16 protein-coding genes are annotated in these 16,130 nt (G+C 71.8%); 13 read left to right on the plus strand and 3 right to left on the minus strand.

Going from position 1 to position 16,130, the window contains the following annotated elements:
- Positions 1 to 12 precede the first annotated feature (12 nt).
- From IE262_RS35910 to IE262_RS35935, 7 genes are all read left to right on the plus strand, one after another.
- The gene (locus IE262_RS35910; protein WP_189879661.1) at positions 13 to 1,533 is read left to right on the plus strand and encodes an ABC transporter substrate-binding protein; all 1,521 of its coding nucleotides are present in this window, start codon (positions 13 to 15) and stop codon (positions 1,531 to 1,533) included.
- A complete protein-coding gene (locus tag IE262_RS35915) occupies positions 1,533 to 2,498 on the plus strand; it encodes an ABC transporter permease (protein WP_189879662.1) in 966 nt (321 codons plus the stop codon). Before IE262_RS35910 ends, IE262_RS35915 begins: the two co-directional genes overlap by 1 nt.
- Positions 2,495 to 3,385, plus strand: coding sequence for an ABC transporter permease (locus IE262_RS35920; protein WP_134042812.1), 891 nt, complete (start codon positions 2,495 to 2,497; stop codon positions 3,383 to 3,385). The genes IE262_RS35915 and IE262_RS35920 overlap by 4 nt, the downstream gene beginning before the upstream one ends.
- Positions 3,382 to 4,182 (plus strand): ABC transporter ATP-binding protein, encoded by an 801-nt coding sequence (locus IE262_RS35925; protein ID WP_189879664.1) that lies wholly within the window; start codon positions 3,382 to 3,384, stop codon positions 4,180 to 4,182. Before IE262_RS35920 ends, IE262_RS35925 begins: the two co-directional genes overlap by 4 nt.
- On the plus strand, positions 4,179 to 4,994 hold the full coding sequence (locus tag IE262_RS35930; RefSeq protein ID WP_134042807.1) for an ABC transporter ATP-binding protein: 816 nt from the start codon (positions 4,179 to 4,181) through the stop codon (positions 4,992 to 4,994). The genes IE262_RS35925 and IE262_RS35930 overlap by 4 nt, the downstream gene beginning before the upstream one ends.
- 98 nt (positions 4,995 to 5,092) lie before the next feature.
- The gene (locus IE262_RS40655) at positions 5,093 to 5,176 is read left to right on the plus strand and encodes a putative leader peptide (protein WP_373305222.1); all 84 of its coding nucleotides are present in this window, start codon (positions 5,093 to 5,095) and stop codon (positions 5,174 to 5,176) included.
- A 126-nt stretch (positions 5,177 to 5,302) separates the two neighbouring features.
- Positions 5,303 to 6,574, plus strand: a complete 1,272-nt coding sequence (locus IE262_RS35935) for a sulfite oxidase (RefSeq protein ID WP_189879666.1) — start codon at positions 5,303 to 5,305, stop codon at positions 6,572 to 6,574.
- A 42-nt stretch (positions 6,575 to 6,616) separates the two neighbouring features.
- On the opposite strand, the gene IE262_RS35940 is transcribed toward IE262_RS35935, so the two are convergent.
- From IE262_RS35940 to IE262_RS35950, 3 genes are read right to left on the minus strand one after another with little or no spacing between them, the layout of a single operon-like run.
- Positions 6,617 to 7,414: a DeoR/GlpR family DNA-binding transcription regulator gene (locus tag IE262_RS35940; RefSeq protein ID WP_134042803.1), complete on the minus strand. Its 798-nt coding sequence runs from the start codon at positions 7,412 to 7,414 to the stop codon at positions 6,617 to 6,619.
- A gap of 58 nt (positions 7,415 to 7,472) precedes the next feature.
- Positions 7,473 to 8,525 carry a 4-hydroxythreonine-4-phosphate dehydrogenase PdxA gene (pdxA, locus tag IE262_RS35945; protein WP_229877848.1) on the minus strand — a complete coding sequence of 351 codons (1,053 nt, stop codon included), beginning with the start codon at positions 8,523 to 8,525 and terminating at the stop codon, positions 7,473 to 7,475.
- A complete protein-coding gene (locus IE262_RS35950; protein ID WP_229877850.1) occupies positions 8,522 to 9,766 on the minus strand; it encodes a four-carbon acid sugar kinase family protein in 1,245 nt (414 codons plus the stop codon). Before IE262_RS35950 ends, pdxA begins: the two co-directional genes overlap by 4 nt.
- Positions 9,767 to 9,997: 231 nt before the next feature.
- Here IE262_RS35950 and IE262_RS35955 point away from each other — a divergent pair, with 231 nt between their 5' ends.
- The 6 genes from IE262_RS35955 to IE262_RS35980 are packed head-to-tail and all read left to right on the plus strand — an operon-like array spanning position 9,998 to position 16,087.
- Entirely contained in the window at positions 9,998 to 11,587 is a 1,590-nt protein-coding gene (locus tag IE262_RS35955; RefSeq protein ID WP_189879668.1) for an ABC transporter substrate-binding protein, read from the plus strand.
- A gap of 3 nt (positions 11,588 to 11,590) precedes the next feature.
- Positions 11,591 to 12,520, plus strand: a complete 930-nt coding sequence (locus tag IE262_RS35960) for an ABC transporter permease (RefSeq protein WP_189879669.1) — start codon at positions 11,591 to 11,593, stop codon at positions 12,518 to 12,520.
- A gap of 3 nt (positions 12,521 to 12,523) precedes the next feature.
- A complete protein-coding gene (locus IE262_RS35965; RefSeq protein ID WP_189879671.1) occupies positions 12,524 to 13,426 on the plus strand; it encodes an ABC transporter permease in 903 nt (300 codons plus the stop codon).
- Positions 13,423 to 14,283, plus strand: a complete 861-nt coding sequence (locus IE262_RS35970; protein WP_189879672.1) for an ABC transporter ATP-binding protein — start codon at positions 13,423 to 13,425, stop codon at positions 14,281 to 14,283. Before IE262_RS35965 ends, IE262_RS35970 begins: the two co-directional genes overlap by 4 nt.
- Positions 14,280 to 15,098: an ATP-binding cassette domain-containing protein gene (locus IE262_RS35975; RefSeq protein ID WP_189879673.1), complete on the plus strand. Its 819-nt coding sequence runs from the start codon at positions 14,280 to 14,282 to the stop codon at positions 15,096 to 15,098. The genes IE262_RS35970 and IE262_RS35975 overlap by 4 nt, the downstream gene beginning before the upstream one ends.
- A complete protein-coding gene (locus IE262_RS35980) occupies positions 15,095 to 16,087 on the plus strand; it encodes an aldo/keto reductase (RefSeq protein WP_229877852.1) in 993 nt (330 codons plus the stop codon). Before IE262_RS35975 ends, IE262_RS35980 begins: the two co-directional genes overlap by 4 nt.
- The last annotated feature ends 43 nt before the right edge of the window (positions 16,088 to 16,130 follow it).

The raw sequence follows: 16,130 nt of genomic DNA on the forward strand, positions 1-16,130 counted from the left end.
GCGTGTATCCCCATGAGCATCAAGAAGACCTCCCTGTACGGCACCGCCACGACGGCCGTCCTGGCCGTCACCCTCACCGCCTGCGGCGGAGGCTCGGGCGGCGCCGGCGCCTCCGGCGGCTCGTACGACAAGGACGCCACGGTCAACATCGGCTCGCTCTACGAGCCCCAGAACCTCGACAACACCGCGGGCGGCGGCCAGGGCGTCACCGAGGCCCTCAACGGCAACGTCTACGAGGGGCTGTTCAGGCTCACGGACGACGGCGAGGTCGAGAAGCTCCTCGCCCAGGACTACAAGGTCAGCGGCGACGGCCTCACGTACACCTTCACCCTGCGCGACGGCGTGAAGTTCCACAGCGGTAAGACGCTGACCAGCGAGGACGTCAAGTACAGCCTGGAGAAGGTGCTCGCCGAGGACTCGCAGTCCGCGCGCAAGAGCAACCTGGAGGTCGTCAAGGACATCGCCACGCCCGACGCCAGGACCGTGAAGGTCACGCTCTCGCAGAAGTCGATCTCGTTCGTCTACAACCTCTCCTACGTCTGGATCATCAACTCCGAGGCGAAGAACCTGAAGACGACCGAGGACGGCACCGGCCCGTACAAGCTGAACAAGTGGACCCGCGGCTCCGCCCTCAGCCTCGACCGGTTCCCCGGTTACTGGGGCGACGCGGCGGCCAACAAGCAGGTCGTCTTCCACTACTACAAGGACGCCACGGCGCTGAACAACGCGCTGCTGACCAACGCCGTCGACGTCGTCACCAGCGAGCAGTCGCCCGACGCCCTCGACCAGTTCAAGAACAACCAGAACTACAAGGTCAACGACGGCGACTCGACGACCAAGCTGCTGCTCGCCTTCAACGACAAGGCGAAGCCCTTCACGGACGTCAAGGTCCGCCAGGCCGTGTCCTCCGCCATCGACGACAAGAAGCTCCTCGACTCCGTCTGGGGCGGCTACGGCAAGCTCATCGGCTCCATGGTGCCGCCCACCGACCCCTGGTACGAGGACCTCACCGACGTCAACGCGTACGACGTCGCGCGCGCCAAGAAGCTGCTGAAGGAGGCCGGTTACGAGGACGGCTTCACCTTCACCCTCGACACCCCGAACTACGACCCGCACCCGACCGCGGCGACCTTCATCAAGTCCCAGCTCGCTAAGGTCGGCATCACGGTCAAGATCAACACGATCACGGCGGACGAGTGGTACACGAAGGTCTACAAGAACCGCGACTTCACGGCCACGCTCCAGGAGCACGTCAACGACCGTGACCTGGTCTGGTACGGCAATCCCGACTTCTACTGGGGCTACGACAACAAGCAGGTCACGCAGTGGGTGGAGCAGGCCGAGCAGGCATCCAGCACGGCTGAGCAGACCGAGCTGCTGAAGAAGGTGAACCGCAAGACCGCCGAGGACGCGGCCAGCGACTGGCTGTACCTGTACCCGCAGATCGTGGTCGCGAACAGCAAGCTGTCCGGCTACCCGCTCAACGGCCTGAACTCGCAGTTCTTCGCCTACGACATCAAGAAGAAGGGCTGATGGGGCGCTACCTGCTGCGCCGCTTCGCCTTCCTGCTGGTGTCGCTGGCTCTGGCGAGCGTGGTGCTGTTCGTGCTGCTGCGCATGCTGCCCGGCGACCCCGCCAACGCGCTCACCTCGGTGGGCGCGAGCCCCGAGCAGATCGCGGCGGCACGGCACTCCATCGGCTCCGACAGGCCGCTGCCCGAGCAGTTCACGCACTGGATCGGCCAGGTGGCGACCGGCGACCTCGGCACGTCGTTCGTCAGCTCACTGCCGGTCGGGCCCGAGGTCGGCTCGCGCCTGAACGTGACGGTCCCCCTCACGCTCGCCGCGTTCGTGCTGGCGGTCCTCATCGCCGTGCCGGCGGGGTTCGTCGCCGCGTACAAGCGGCACACCTGGTACGGCGCGCTGCTCAGCGGGGCGTCCCAGCTGGGCATCGCCGTACCCGTGTTCTGGCTGGGGATGATCCTCGTCGCCGTCTTCGCGCTGAACGCGGGCTGGCTTCCCGCCGGCGGCTTCCCGCCGGACGGCTGGAACCAGCCGGGCGAGGCCGTCCGCTCCCTGGTCCTGCCGGTCGTGACGATCGCGCTGGTCATGAGCGCCTCGCTGATCCGGTACGTCCGGTCCGCGACGCTCGACGTCCTGGGCAGCGACTATCTGCGTACGGCGCGGGCCCTGGGCTCGTCGTTCGGGCGGGCCATGTGGCGGCACGGGCTGCGCAACGCCTCCGTGCCGGTGGTGTCCGTCCTCGGTATCGAGCTCGCCTCGACGCTGCTCGGCGCCGTCGTCGTGGAGTCGGTGTACGCGCTGCCGGGTCTCGGCTCGATGCTCGCGACCGGCATCGCCCAGCACGACTACCCCGTCATCCAGGGCGTGCTGTTCGTGTCCACGCTCGCCGTCCTGCTGATCGGCTTCGCCGCCGACCTGGTGCAGCGGATCATCGACCCGCGGCTGCGCGGCAGGCTCTCGGGAGGCGCCCCATGACGCAGATCGTTCGGACACCGCATGAAGGACCGCGGGCAGCGTCCGCGAAGCGGCCGGGCAGGTCGGCAGTGAGCCGCCGCTCGGTCACGCTGATCACCGGGTGCGTCCTGTCCGGCATGATCCTCCTGCTCGCGCTGGTCTCGCTCTTCTGGACCCCGTACGCGCCCGACGACACCTCCGGCGGACGGCTCACCGGGCCCGGCGCGGGCCATCTCCTCGGCACGGACAAGCTGGGCCGCGACCTGTTCACGCAGCTGATGACGGGCTCCCGGATCGCCGTCGAGGCAGGCCTTGGATCGGTACTCATCGCGGCCGTCGCCGGGGTCACGCTGGGCGTGCTCGCCGCGTTCGCGCAGGGCTGGCTCGACGACACGCTGTCCGCGTTCCTCGACATCCTGATCGCCTTCCCGACGCTGCTGCTGGCGATGCTCATCGTCGCCGCACGCTCGGCCACCCTGGGATCCGCCGTGCTCGCCATCGGCCTCGCCCAGAGCGCCGTCGTGGCACGGGTCGTCCGCATCCTCGTCAAACGGGTGCTGGCGCAGGACTACATCACGGCCGCCCGCACGTCCGGCACGTCCTGGCCGCGGATCGTGGCCGGGCACGTCCTGCCCAACATCTGGCCCACCCTCGTGGTGAACCTCGCGCTCCAGTTCGGGCTCGCGGTGCTCGCCGAGGCGGGTCTGTCCTATCTGGGTCTGGGCGCGCCGCCGCCCAACGCCTCATGGGGCCGCATGCTCCAGGAGGCCCAGGCCACCTTCACCACGGCTCCCGCGGGCGCACTCGCCCCCGGCGTGCTGCTCGTCCTGCTCGTGATCGGTGTGAACCTCGTCGCCGACGGTCTGCGCGACACCCTCGACCCGGCGACCGGGCGGAGGCGGTCATGACCCTCCTCGACATACGCGGCCTGACCATCCGCACCACGGACGGACACACCCTGGTCGACGACCTCTCGCTGACCATCGCGGGCGGCGAACGACGGGGACTCATCGGCGAGTCGGGCTCCGGCAAGTCGCTGACCACCCTCGCCGTGCTCGGACTGCTCCCCGACGGTATGACCGCCACCGGCAGCATCGAACTCGCCGGCACCCAGATCGTGGGCGCCCGCGAGAAACACCTCACGCGCGTACGCGGCACGGACGCCGCCATCGTCTTCCAGGAGCCGCTGACCGCGCTCGACCCGCTGATGCGCGTCGGCCGGCAGATCGCGGAACCCCTCGCCCGGCGGCGCGGCCTGAAGGGCGCCGAACTCCAGCGTGCGGTCGCCCGGGCTCTGGAGCAGGTGCGGCTGCCGGAGCCCGACCGCATCGCCCGCGCCTTCCCGCACGAGATCTCCGGCGGCCAGCGCCAGCGCGTCGCGCTCGCCATGGCGCTGGCCTGCGAGCCGAAGCTGCTCATCGCCGACGAGCCGACCACCGCGCTCGACGTGTCCGTGCAGGCGGACATGCTCGACCTGATCGACACGCTCGTACGCGAACGGGACATGGCCGTCCTCTTCGTCAGCCATGACCTCGCGGTCGTCGCCCGGGTCACCGACCGCGTCCTGGTCATGAAGGACGGCCGGGCGGTCGAGGAGGGCGACGTCCGCGAGATCGTGCGGCGACCGCGCGAGGAGTACACAGCAGCACTGGTGGCAAGCGCCCGGCGGCTGGAGTCCGCCCTGGACACCAGGCGCGCCCGATGACACCCGTACCAGAGCCTGAGGAGCGCGTGGTGACGCCCGTACCGCAGACGACGCCCGTACTGGAGCTGAGCGACGCCTCGCTGCGGTACCGGGGCAGTGGCGCCCCGGTCGTCCGGGACGTCTCGCTCGCCGTCGAGTCCGGCCGGAGCCTCGCCCTCGTCGGCGAGTCGGGTGCGGGCAAGACGACGCTGCTGCGGCTGCTGCTCGGCCTGGCCCGGCCCACCTCCGGCACCGTGCGCTTCGACGGTGACGTGCTGAGCCTGCGGGACCGTGAGCAGATGCGCCGCTTCCGGCGCAGCGTGCAGTGTGTCTTCCAGGACCCGTACTCCTCGCTCGACCCGCGCCGGCGCGTCGGCGGGATCGTCGCCGAGCCGCTTCGTTCGCTCGGCCTCGACACACGGCGTACCGCGGAGCCCAAGGTGGCCGAGGCCCTGGAGCGGGTCGGGCTGCCGGCCGATGCCGCCGAACGCTATCCGCACGAGTTCTCCGGCGGTCAGCGCCAGCGCATCGCGATCGCCCGCGCCACCGTGTGCCACCCGAGGGTGCTGCTCGCCGACGAGCCGGTCAGCGCGCTCGACGTCACCACCCGGATCAAGGTGGTCGACCTGCTGGCCGAGCTGAAGCAGGAGCGCGGCCTCACCCTCGTCATGGTCTCCCACGACCTGTCGGTCGTCGCCTCCCTGTGCGAACGCACCGCCGTCCTTGAACGCGGTGTCGTCGTCGAACACGGCGACACCGCCCAGGTACTCGGCGACCCCGCGCACCCGTACACGCGCCGCCTCATCGACAGCGTGCCGCGGCTGCCCGCATGAAGCGGCGCGGGGCGCGGCGCCGCCCGCTGGAGTGGCCCAACCACCCTGCGCCCCGTGCCCGTTGACTCCGACACCCACCACGTGCTTGCATCCCGGCTATGCCTCCGCTGGAGCCTCTGACCCGCCGCCGCGCCGTGGATCTCGTACGCGTGGCCGCCGCGCTGTGTCGGCTTTCCGTTTGACCGGCTGTCCCTCGGTTCTCTCCTTCGACGGCCGCGTCCCGTAGGCCCTGCTCGCCGCGGGCCGCGCGTGCGCCGTGCCCTGCCCGAACCTTTCCTTGTACCTAAAATGGATGAGGAGGACCTGCCATGTCCGCTGCCGGCTCCGCCGCCCACCACGAAACCGCCTACGACCGCCGCAGGCTGCGCCAGTGGCTCGCCGGGGAGGCCAGAGCGGACGGGGTCACGCGCCGCAGGCTCCTCACCCTGCTCGCCGCGACCGCCGCCGCCACCACGCCCCCCACGGCGCCTTCGGCTCGCGCGGCCCACTCACCGATCGTCAAGCCGTTGCCCCCCGAGTGGTTCATTCAGCGCGGCACCAACGCCGAGACCCGCTGGGAGGCGCTGCGCGGCACCGGCCCCCACACGCCCAACGAGCTGTTCTTCGTCCGCAACCACACCGCGACGCCCGTCCTGGACGCAGCCGACTGGCGGCTGAGGCTGTGGGGTGACGGACTGCGTGGCGCGCCCGGCGAGGACACACCGGTCGAGTTCGGCTACGACGACCTGCGGGCCCTGCCCTCCGTCACCCGTAGCGTGCTCGTCGAGTGTGCCGGAAACGGACGCAGCTTCTACACGACGCAGCAGGGTGAGACGGTCACCGGCACCGCCTGGACGCTCGGCGCGGTCGGCGTGGCGCGCTGGCGCGGGGTGCGCCTGGCCGACGTGCTGCGCAGGGCCGGACTGTCCCCGCACGCGGTGGACGTACAGCCGCGCGGCCTGGACGCCGCGTACGTCAGCGGTGGCGAGAACCTCGGCCGGGTGCGCCGGCCGCTGCCGTTGGCCAAGGCACTGGACGACGTGCTGCTCGCCTACGAGATGAACGGCGAGCCGCTGCCGTACGACCACGGGTACCCGGTGCGGGTGCTGGTGCCGTCGTGGGTGGGGATCGCGTCGATCAAGTGGGTCGGCGACATCGAGGTGTCCGCTCAGCCGCTGTACTCGCCGTGGAACACCACGTTCTACCGGCTGTTCGGCTCCGCGTACCCGGAGGAGGGCAGTGCGCCGCTCACCCGGCAGACCCCCAAGAGCGCCTTCGAGCTGGCGAGCGGCGCGAGGTTCACGGTGGGCGACGGGCAGGTGCTGCACGGCCGGTCCTGGTCGGGCGCGGGAGCCGTCGCGCGGGTCGACGTCAGCACCGACGACGGGGCGAGCTGGCGGCCCGCCCGCCTCCACGACCGGCCGCGGGCCGACACCTGGACGCGCTGGTCCCTGCCCTGGACGCCCGAAACGCCCGGCGCGACGCACCTGCTGGCCCGCGCCACCGACACGGCAGGCCACACCCAGCCGGTCACCGCCGTGCCCAACACCCAGGGCTATCTGTTCGACGCGCTGGTGCGGCATCCGGTGACCGTGGCGTAAACAGGTCGCGCCGGGTGCGCCGTGCCCGGCGGAGGCGGCCGATCACACCGGAGCGACGGAGTGCCGCTGCGGCTCGGTCACCACCGTGGTCACACCCCGGGCACGCAACGCCTCCAGAACGCCCGGGTCGGCGTCGACGTCGGTCACCAGGGTCCAGTCCTCGCCCAACGGCGTCCAGGTGTGGAAGGGCCGACGCCCCAACTTCGCCGCATGCGCGAGGACATACACATGGTCGGCACGCGCGGCCATCAGCTCCTTGAGACGGGTCTGCCGCAGATCCGCCTCGCAGATGCCGAGTTCGGGCGAGATACCGTCCGTGCCGAGGAACACCCGGTCGAACGTCATCCGCTCCAGGGCCGCTTCCGTCAGCGGACCCACGAAGCCCTGGCTGAGCGGGCGGAGCGTACCGCCGAGGCACTCGACGTGGACGGTCTCCACATCGGCCAGTGCCTGGAGCGCGGTCAGCCCGGTCGTCGCCACCGTGACATCCTCCGCGGTGCGCAACTCGTGCGCGAGCGCGCCGACCGTCGAGCCCGCGTCCAGCAGCAGCGTCTCACCGGGCCGCACCTGCTCGGCGGCCCACCGGGCGATGGCCTGCTTCGCCTCGAACGCCTCACCGGTCCGCTGCCGCAGCGACGCCTCGGGGTGGGCGGACAGCGCCATCGCACCGCCGTAGGTCCGGGCGAGCCGCCCGTCGGTGGTGAGCTTCGCCAGGTCACGGCGGATGGTGGAGGCCGTCACCCCGAACAGCTGCGAGAGCTCGTCGACGCTCGCCAGACCGGTGGTGGTGGCGAGGTGGACGATCTGGTCGCGCCGCGCCTTCGATCCGATCGCAGACATCAGTCCTTGGGTCCTCTGGTGCCTCGTGGTGCCACGGATGGAGTGGACGACCGGGTGGTCAGCGGCCAGCCGGAGCGGTCGACATCTCGGCGGCCTGGCGCAGGGCCTCGACCATGCTACGGGCATCGGCGCGCCCTGTCCCCGCGATGTCGAACGCCGTGCCGTGGTCAACGGACGTACGGATCACGGGCAGTCCGACCGTCAGGTTGACCCCGGCCTCGATACCGAGCACCTTGACCGGGCCGTGGCCCTGGTCGTGGTACATCGCCACGATGAGGTCGTAGTCCCCGCGTGACGCGAGGAAGAACGCGGTGTCGGCCGGGAGCGGCCCCCGGGCGTCGATGCCGTCGGCGCGCAGCACCTCCAGCGCCGGGACGATCTTCTCCTCCTCCTCGCCGTACCCGAACAGCCCGTTCTCGCCCGCGTGCGGGTTGATACCGCAGACACCGATCCGGGGCTGCGGAACTCCCGCGCGCACCATCGCCTCGTGGCCCCGCCGCACCGTGCGCTCGACGAGTCCGGGCTCGATGCGGTTGACGGCGTCGATCAGGCCGATGTGGGTGGTGACATGGATGACCTTCACCTTCGGGGTGGACAGCATCATCGACACCTCCTCCACCCCGGTGAGGTGGGCGAGGAGTTCGGTGTGCCCGGGGTAGAGGTGGCCCGCCGCGTGCAGCGCCTCCTTGTTGAGGGGTGCCGTGCAGATGCCCTGCACGTCACCGCGCATCGCCAGCTCGGCGGCGACCCGCACATAGTGGTACGCGGCGTCCCCGGCCTTCGGGGACAGCTTTCCCCACGGCAGGTCCGCCGGGAGCAGGGCGAGGTCGATGACATTGACGCGGCCCGGTGTGAACTCGGCCTGCGCCGGGCTCTCCACGGGCACGATCGTGCAGTCGACGCCGACGATGCGGGCCGCCTGGCGCAGCCGTTCGGCGTCGCCGACGACCACCGGACGGCAGTCGCGGAGCGTGTCGGGGTGCAGCAGCGCCGGGACCACGACCTCCGGTCCGATACCGGCGCCGTCGCCCATGGTCACCGCGATGACCGGGAGCGCGCGTGGGGTGGCGCCGGTCCGGTCGGCGGTGGGGGCGGTGGGGGCTGCGTTCACAGGACTTCTCCTTGGAGACGGGATCGTACGGAGTGCACCGGGGCGGGGTGCGGGCGCTCGGGGCGCAGGGCCTGAGCGATGCGTGACAGCGAGTCGGCCTCGCCGAAGCTGCCGGGGCGGGTGACGACGGAACGGCCGTCCGGGGCATGGGAGTGCACGGCGCCGTGATGGATCTCGGCGACCGGTCGCAGCTGTGTGATGCGCAGAGCGTCCAGGACGCGGCGGGCGGTCTCGCCTCCGGTGAGAACGAGGTCGCTGTCGCCCGCCACACCGGCGACGGCCGCGGCGAGCGCGGTGACGAGCTCGCGGGAGGAAGCGGGGGAAACGGGTCCGGTGAGGCTGACCACGGTGATGCCGTGCGGTGTGATGTCCAGCCGGCCGGCCGGGGAGCTCGTGAGCTCGCCGGGGGAGAGGGGCACATGCCGGGCACCCACGGCGGTGAGCCGGGCGATCTGCTCGGCGGCGGTGGGCTCGGCGGTACCGACCACGACCAACAGCGGCCGCCGTGCTGTGCCGTTGGGGCGGTGCGTCGTCGTCTGCGGGTCCGGCGCGAGCCGCCGGCCCAGCGCGGCGGCGAGGCCTCCCGTGCCCAGCATCCTTACGTCCGGCCCGAGTTCGTGCGCCGCTCCGGCGATCAGGTTCAGGTCCTCGTCCGTCTCCGCGTCGCACACAGGGTGTTGTCCCTGCGCGAAACACGCACGCAGCTGATCGGTCAGCGCACCCCCACGTACGACGGACAGCGGGACGAGCGCCGTCGGTACGCCGAGCAGCGCGTGGGAGACGGAGCGCGGCGGGGGACGGCCCTCGGCCCGCCAGGCGTCCGTCGTGTGCAGCGGGACTCCCCGCAGGTGCACGACCCCGCCACGCACGGTGCGGCCCGCGACCGGCAGCGCGGGCGCGATCACCACACCCCGGGCCCCGGCCGCGTACGCGGCGGTCTCGGCGGCGAGGTTGCCGCGCAGCAGCGAGTCCACCTTCTTGAACAGCACTCCGGCGTGGGTGGCGCCCGCGGCGACGGCGGCCCGCACCGAGCGCGCGGCACGCGCGGCGGGCAGCTGCCGGCTGTCGAGGTCGACCACGACGCTCTCACCCGCAGGGGGGAGAGCTGCGGTCCCGTCTGCGGCACAGAGGCCGCCGGCGGGCGCCCCCAGCACGATCCGGCTCGGCAGGCGCAGCGCCATCGCGGTCTCCGCGGCACCCGACAGATCGTCGGCGAGCGCGAGCACACGGTGAGGGGACACGGGAACCTCCTCGGACGACCGGGACGGCCTCTCGGGCACCGATGATGACACGAGTTGCGCGATTCGCGCGAGACCCCTTGCGCACTTCGCGCAGCCGTGCCACCTTTTCCGGCGCGACACCTGTTCGTCGCCCGCCGGACCGGATCAGCCCGGCCGGCCCGGCACCCTCGCGAGCCGGACCGGGTGGGAACTACCGGAGCCGGTCGCCCACGGAAAGCAAGAAGGTCGACGATGACCCCATCTCCCCAGAGTGCATCCCCCGAGCACGAGCCGCCGAGCCGCCGCACCTTGTTGCGCTGGGGCGCCCTCGGCGGAGCCGGGCTCGCCCTCGGCCCGCTCAGCGCGTGCGCCGGTCCCACCGGAGCCCCCGGCCCCGGCACCCTCACCCTCGGCCTGAACCGCTCGCTGGTGAGCCTGGACAACAAGCTCAACCAGTTCGACGCGGCGATCACCGTGCAGCGCGCCGTCCGTCAGGCCCTCACCCGTATCGGCCCCCGAATGAAGGTCCAGCACGTCCTCGCCGACCGCTTCGAGATGACGGAGCCCACCGCGTGGACGGTCCGTCTGCGTGAGGGCGTCCGCTACTCCGACGGCAGCCCCGTCACCGTCGAGGACGTCGCGACCGCCCTGCGCATGTACGCCAAGGTCAACGGCTCCTTCATCCTCGGCCTGTTCCCCGAACTGCCCACGGTCGAGCCGACCGGCGAGCGCACCTTCCGGCTGCGCACCGAACGCCCCGTGCCCGTCCTCGACCGCCTGATGGCCAACATCCACATCACCCCGGCCGCCGCCAACCGTCCCGAGGAACTCCAGAGCGGCCTCGGCTCCGGCCCCTACCGGGTGGTGAAGGCCAACGGCGGCGCCGGCGAGTACACCCTCGCCCGCAACACCAGGTACTGGGGGCCCCGGCCGCACGTCGACACCGTCCGCGTGCGCTTCGTGCCCGAGGAGGCCAGCCGGGTCATCGCCCTGCGCAGCGGCGAACTGGACGTCGTCGACACCCTCACGCCCGACTCGGCCGAACAGCTCACCGGTCTGCCCGGCGTCACCGTCCAGGAGACCTCCGGCGTCCGTATCTGCCAGCTCTTCTTCAACTTCCGCAAGCCGAAAGGGCATCCGCTCGCCGACCCCCGGGTCCGACGCGCCCTGACGTACGCCATCGACGGCGAGTCCCTCATCCGCGACGTCCTCACCGACTCCGCCGACCCCGCCGAGGGTGTCGTCCCCCTCGCCCTCGAAGGCGCGGTCCGTACCGGCTCCTACACCTACGACCCCGCGAAGGCGAAGTCCTTGCTGAAGTCGCTGGGCGCGGACGACGTGCGGATCAAAATCATCTGGGAGTCGGGTGAGTTCGCCGCCGACACCTCCGTCATGGAGGCCGTCGTCGACATGCTCCAGGAGATCGGCGTACGCGCCCGGCTCCAGCAGTTCCAGCCCGGCGGCGACATCCTGAAGTGGCGTCAGGGACGTGGCGGCGACTGGGACGTCATCGGCAACGGCTTCCCCGGCACCACCGGCCAGGCCCTCACCTCCCTCCAGGGCATGTACGGCGGCACAGCGGAGAAGGAACGCACCCGTGACACCTATATGGGCTTCGTCGTCCCGCACATCGAGCAGCAACTCTCCGACGCGGCCGTCGAGGTCGACGCCACCGAGCGGAACAAGAAGCTGGTCGCCGTGCAGCACACCATCTGGGACACCTGGCCCTGCCTGTGGGCGTTCGCGCCGAAGACCCTCCTCGCCCGCCGCGACCGTGTGCGCGACCTGGACCTGCTGACGCTCAACTCGTACGACCTGTCCGCCGTACGGCTGGAGGGCTGACCCGTGCCGACCTATCTCGCCCGCCGTCTCGGCCAGAGCCTGCTGACCGTCTTCCTCACCCTGACCACGGTGTTCCTGCTGGTGCGGCTCGCCCCCGGCGACCCGGCCGCCGCGTACGCGCCCCCCTCCGCATCGAGCGCCGACCTGGCCCGCATCCGGGCGGAGTTCGGCCTGGACGACCCGCTGTTCACCCAGTACGGGATCTTCCTGCGCGACCTGTTCACCGGGAACCTGGGAACGAGCTACTCCTTCCACGCCCCGGCCTTCGACGTGGTCATGGACCGCATGCCCTACACCGTCACCCTCGCCGTCGCGGCCCTCGCGGTCACGACCCTCGTCGCCGTCCCCCTGGGTGTGTGGATGGCGCGCCGCGCCGACACCAAGCGGGAACTGGGCGCCAACGTGATGACGATCGCGGGGCAGTCGATGCCGGACTTCTGGACCGGGGTGATGCTGCTGACGGTGTTCGCCGTGCTGTTCCCGGTGCTGCCCGCCTCCGGCTTCACCACCTGGAGCGGACTCGTCCTGCCCACCCTCACCGTCGCCGTGCTCCAGCTCGCCCTGGTCTCCCGGCTGGTGCGGCGCGAGATGGTCTCCGCACTGACCTCCCCGTACGTCACCGTCGCCCGCTCCCGCGGAGTCTCCGAACACGCACTGACCTGGCGCTACGCCCTCGGGAACTCCGCGGTACCGCTGGTCACCGCGCTCGGTACGCGCTTCGCGGCGCTCCTCAACGGTGTCGTGGTCGTCGAGGTCGTCTTCGGCTGGCCCGGCGTCGGCTCGCTCGTCGTGCGTGCCCTGGAGACCCGCGACTACCCGCTGATCCAGGCGACCGTGCTGGTCACGGCCACCCTCGCGATCCTCGTCCAACTCCTCGTCGACCTCGCCTACCCGCTGCTCGACCCGCGGGTACGCCTCGGAAAGGCGGCCTGAGCCATGAGCAGTACGGCCATAGAAACCGAACGGCCGAGCGCCGTCACCCCACGCGACCTCGCCCGCGCCACCGCCACCCGCACCCGGCGCAGCGCCCAGGTCAAGCTGTGGGCCGGAGCGGTCTGCACCGCACTCGTCGTGGTGCCCGTGGCGCTGGCGAACGTGCTGCCCCTGCCGGGCGCGAACGCCCAGGACCTGTCCCGGCGGCGGCTGCCTCCGCTGAGCGAGGGCCATCTGCTGGGCACCGACCAGCTCGGCCGCGACCTGCTGTCCCGCATCCTGCACGGCGGCCAGGTGTCCCTGACGGTCGGCGTCCTCGCCGTGCTCGTCTCCGGGCTCATCGGCATCGCGGCCGGGGCGGCGGCCGGGTTCTTCGGCGGCTGGATCGACGCGCTCGTCTCCCGTTTCCTGGAGGCCCAGCTCGCACTGCCGCTGCTGATGATGCTGCTCCTGGTCGTCGCGCTGTTCGGGCCGTCCGTCACCGTCATCACCTGCGTGATCGCCGTGGCCCAGTGGCCGGAGGTCGCCCGGCTGACCCGGTCGCTCGTCCTGGTCGAGCGGGAGAAACCGTACGTCGCCGCCGCCCGCGTCCTCGGCCTGCGCGCCTGGCAGGTGCTGCTGCGCCACGTCATCCCCAATGTCGTCCGGCCCGCCAGCCTCGTCGTACTGCTTCTGCTGGCGCAGGCCGTGCTGCTGGAGAGCGCGCTCAGTTTCCTCGGCGCGGGACCGCAGCGGCCCTTCGCGACCTGGGGGCGGATCATCTCCGACGGCCAGGCGTACATCACCACCTCATGGTGGCTCGTCACCCTGCCCGGGCTGGTGATCGCACTGCTGGTGGTCGGGGTGAACCTGCTGGGCGACGGACTGCGCGACCGCACACGGCGGAGGAAGGGAGCGGGAGCATGACACAGAGAACGACCGTTGGGCAGGACGACCAGCCGCTGCTGGACGTCACCGACCTCCAGATCGAGCTCGTCACCGCGGGCGGGGTCGTCCGGGCCGTCGACGGTGTGAGCTTCACCGTCCGCCACGGCGAGACCGTCACCCTCATCGGAGAGTCGGGCTCGGGGAAGTCCACCACCGCGATGGGCGTCCTGCGGCTGCTGCCCGAAGGGCTCGCCGTGCTGTCGGGCAGCGTGCGGATCGCCGGGCGGGACGTCCTCGCCGACCCGGACGCCGCCCGTGCCGTACGCGGGCGCACGGTGTCGCTGATCCCGCAGGACCCGATGACCGCGCTCAGCCCGGTGCACACCGTCGGCCGCCAGCTCGGCGACGCGATCCGGCTGCGCCACCCCGAGCTCACCCGCGCCCAGGTCCGCGACAAGGGCGTGGAACTGCTCGGCCGGGTGCGCATCACCAAACCGGAGACCCGCTGGAAGGCGTACCCGCACCAGTTCTCCGGCGGCATGCTCCAGCGCATCCTCATCGCGATCGCACTGGCCGGGGAGCCGGACCTGCTGGTCGCCGACGAGCCGACGTCCGCGCTGGACGCCACCGTGCAGGCAGGGGTCCTCGACCTGCTGATGGAGCTCCAGGAACGCACCGGCATCGGCATGCTGATGATCACCCACGACCTGGGCGTGGCCCGGCTCGTCTCCGACCGCATCCACGTGATGAAGGACGGCCGGTTCGTCGAGTCCGGCCCGGCCGAGCAGATCGTCGCACGGCCCGCCGCCCCCTACACCCGCGACCTCCTCGCCGCCGTGCCCCGCCTGGGCGCCTGGGACGAGGACGAACCCCTCGTGGAGGGAGCAGCCTCATGAACGACACCCTGCTCGCCGTGGAGGACCTCGTCGTCGAGTATCCGACCCGGCAAGGCCCCCTCCGCGCCGTGGACCAGGTCGGGTTCCGGCTCGCGCGCGGCGGCTCGCTCGCGGTCGTCGGCGAGTCCGGCTGCGGCAAGTCGACACTCGCACGGGCACTGGTACGGCTGCTGAAGCCGACGGCCGGACGCATCGTGCTGGACGGCACGGACATCGCGACCCTGCCCGAACGGCGGCTGCGCCCGCTGCGCCGACGCGTCCAGATGGTGTTCCAGGACCCCTACGGCTCCCTCGACCCGCACCTCACCGCCCAGCAGATCGTCGCCGAGCCGCTGCGCCTGGCGGGTGTGTCCCACCGGACCGAACGGGCCCGGCGCGCCGCCGAGCTGCTCGACCAGGTCGGCCTGCCGACGTCCGCGCTCGACCGCCGGCCCGCCGACTTCTCCGGCGGACAGCGCCAGCGCATCGGCATCGCCCGCGCCCTCGCCTCCCGCCCCGACCTGCTCGTGTGCGACGAGGCGACCTCCGCGCTCGACGTCTCCGTACAGGCCCAGGTCCTCGGTCTGCTGCGGGACCTGCAGGAGGAGACCGGCATCGCCTACCTCGTCATCGCGCACAACCTGGGCGTCGTACGCGAGATCAGCACCGACGTGGTGGTGATGCGCTCCGGCCGCGTCGTCGAGACCGGCCCCACCGCGGACGTCCTCGCCTCGCCCGCAGAGCCCTACACCCGGGCCCTGCGCCGCGCCGCTCTCGACCCGACCGCGATCCACGGCGTGAAACCGCGCCGCGTACTGGAAGGAAACCGCACGTGACCACCGGCGTCCCCCTCGCCATCTCCCTGCCGGACCGACCCGTCCCCCTCTCCCGCCTGGTCCTCGGCACCATGACCTTCGGCGACACGGTCGACCGCGCGGGCGCCGCCGCCATGCTGGACGCGGCCCTCGACGCCGGCATCACCGGTGTCGACACCGCCAACGGCTACGCGCGCGGCGAGAGCGAGCGCCTCCTCGGCGAGCTGCTGCCGGGCCGCCGCGACCGGATCGTCCTCGCCACCAAGGCGGGCATCCCGCACCCCGACCAGGGCGATCACGCCCCGCTGTCACCCGCCGGACTGCGCGCCGCCCTCGAAGGCAGCCTCAAGCGCCTCGGCACCGACCACGTCGACCTCTTCTACCTCCACCAGCCGGACCGCGGGACCCCGATCGCCGACACCCTCGCCACCGTCGCCGAGTTCGCCGCCGAGGGCAAGATCCGCGCGCTCGGCGTCTCCAACTACGCGGCCTGGCAGATCGCCCTGCTGGTGCGCACCGCCGACGAGGTCGGCGCCCCGCGCCCCGTCGTCGCCCAGCAGCTGCACAACCTCCTCGCGCGCCGCATCGAGGAGGAGTACGTGGAGTACGCGGCCGTCACCGGCCTCGCCACCATGGTCTACAACCCGCTCGGTGGCGGCCTGCTGACGGGGCGTCACCGGTTCGACAGCGCGCCCGGGTCGGGCCGCTTCGGCGACTCCCGGCTCGCCGGGATGTACCGGGAACGGTACTGGGACGAGCGCCTCTTCACCGCCGTCGCGCAGCTCACCGAGATCGCCGAGGGGGCGGGCCTTCCGCTCACCGAGCTCGCCCTGCGCTGGCTCCTCGACCGCCCCTCCACGGACGCCCTGCTCCTCGGAGGCTCCCGGACCGAACACCTCCGCGCCAACATCGCCGCCGCCCAGGCCGGCCCCCTGCCCGCCGATGTCACCGCCGCCTGCGACGAGGTCGGCGCGCGGCTGAGAGGCCCGATGCCGGCGTACAACCGCTGACCTTCCACCAGCCCACCGTCCCACCGCCCTGTCGCCCCTCCGT

Source organism: Streptomyces bluensis, assembly GCF_014650715.1.
GTDB classification, from domain to species: domain Bacteria; phylum Actinomycetota; class Actinomycetes; order Streptomycetales; family Streptomycetaceae; genus Streptomyces; species Streptomyces bluensis.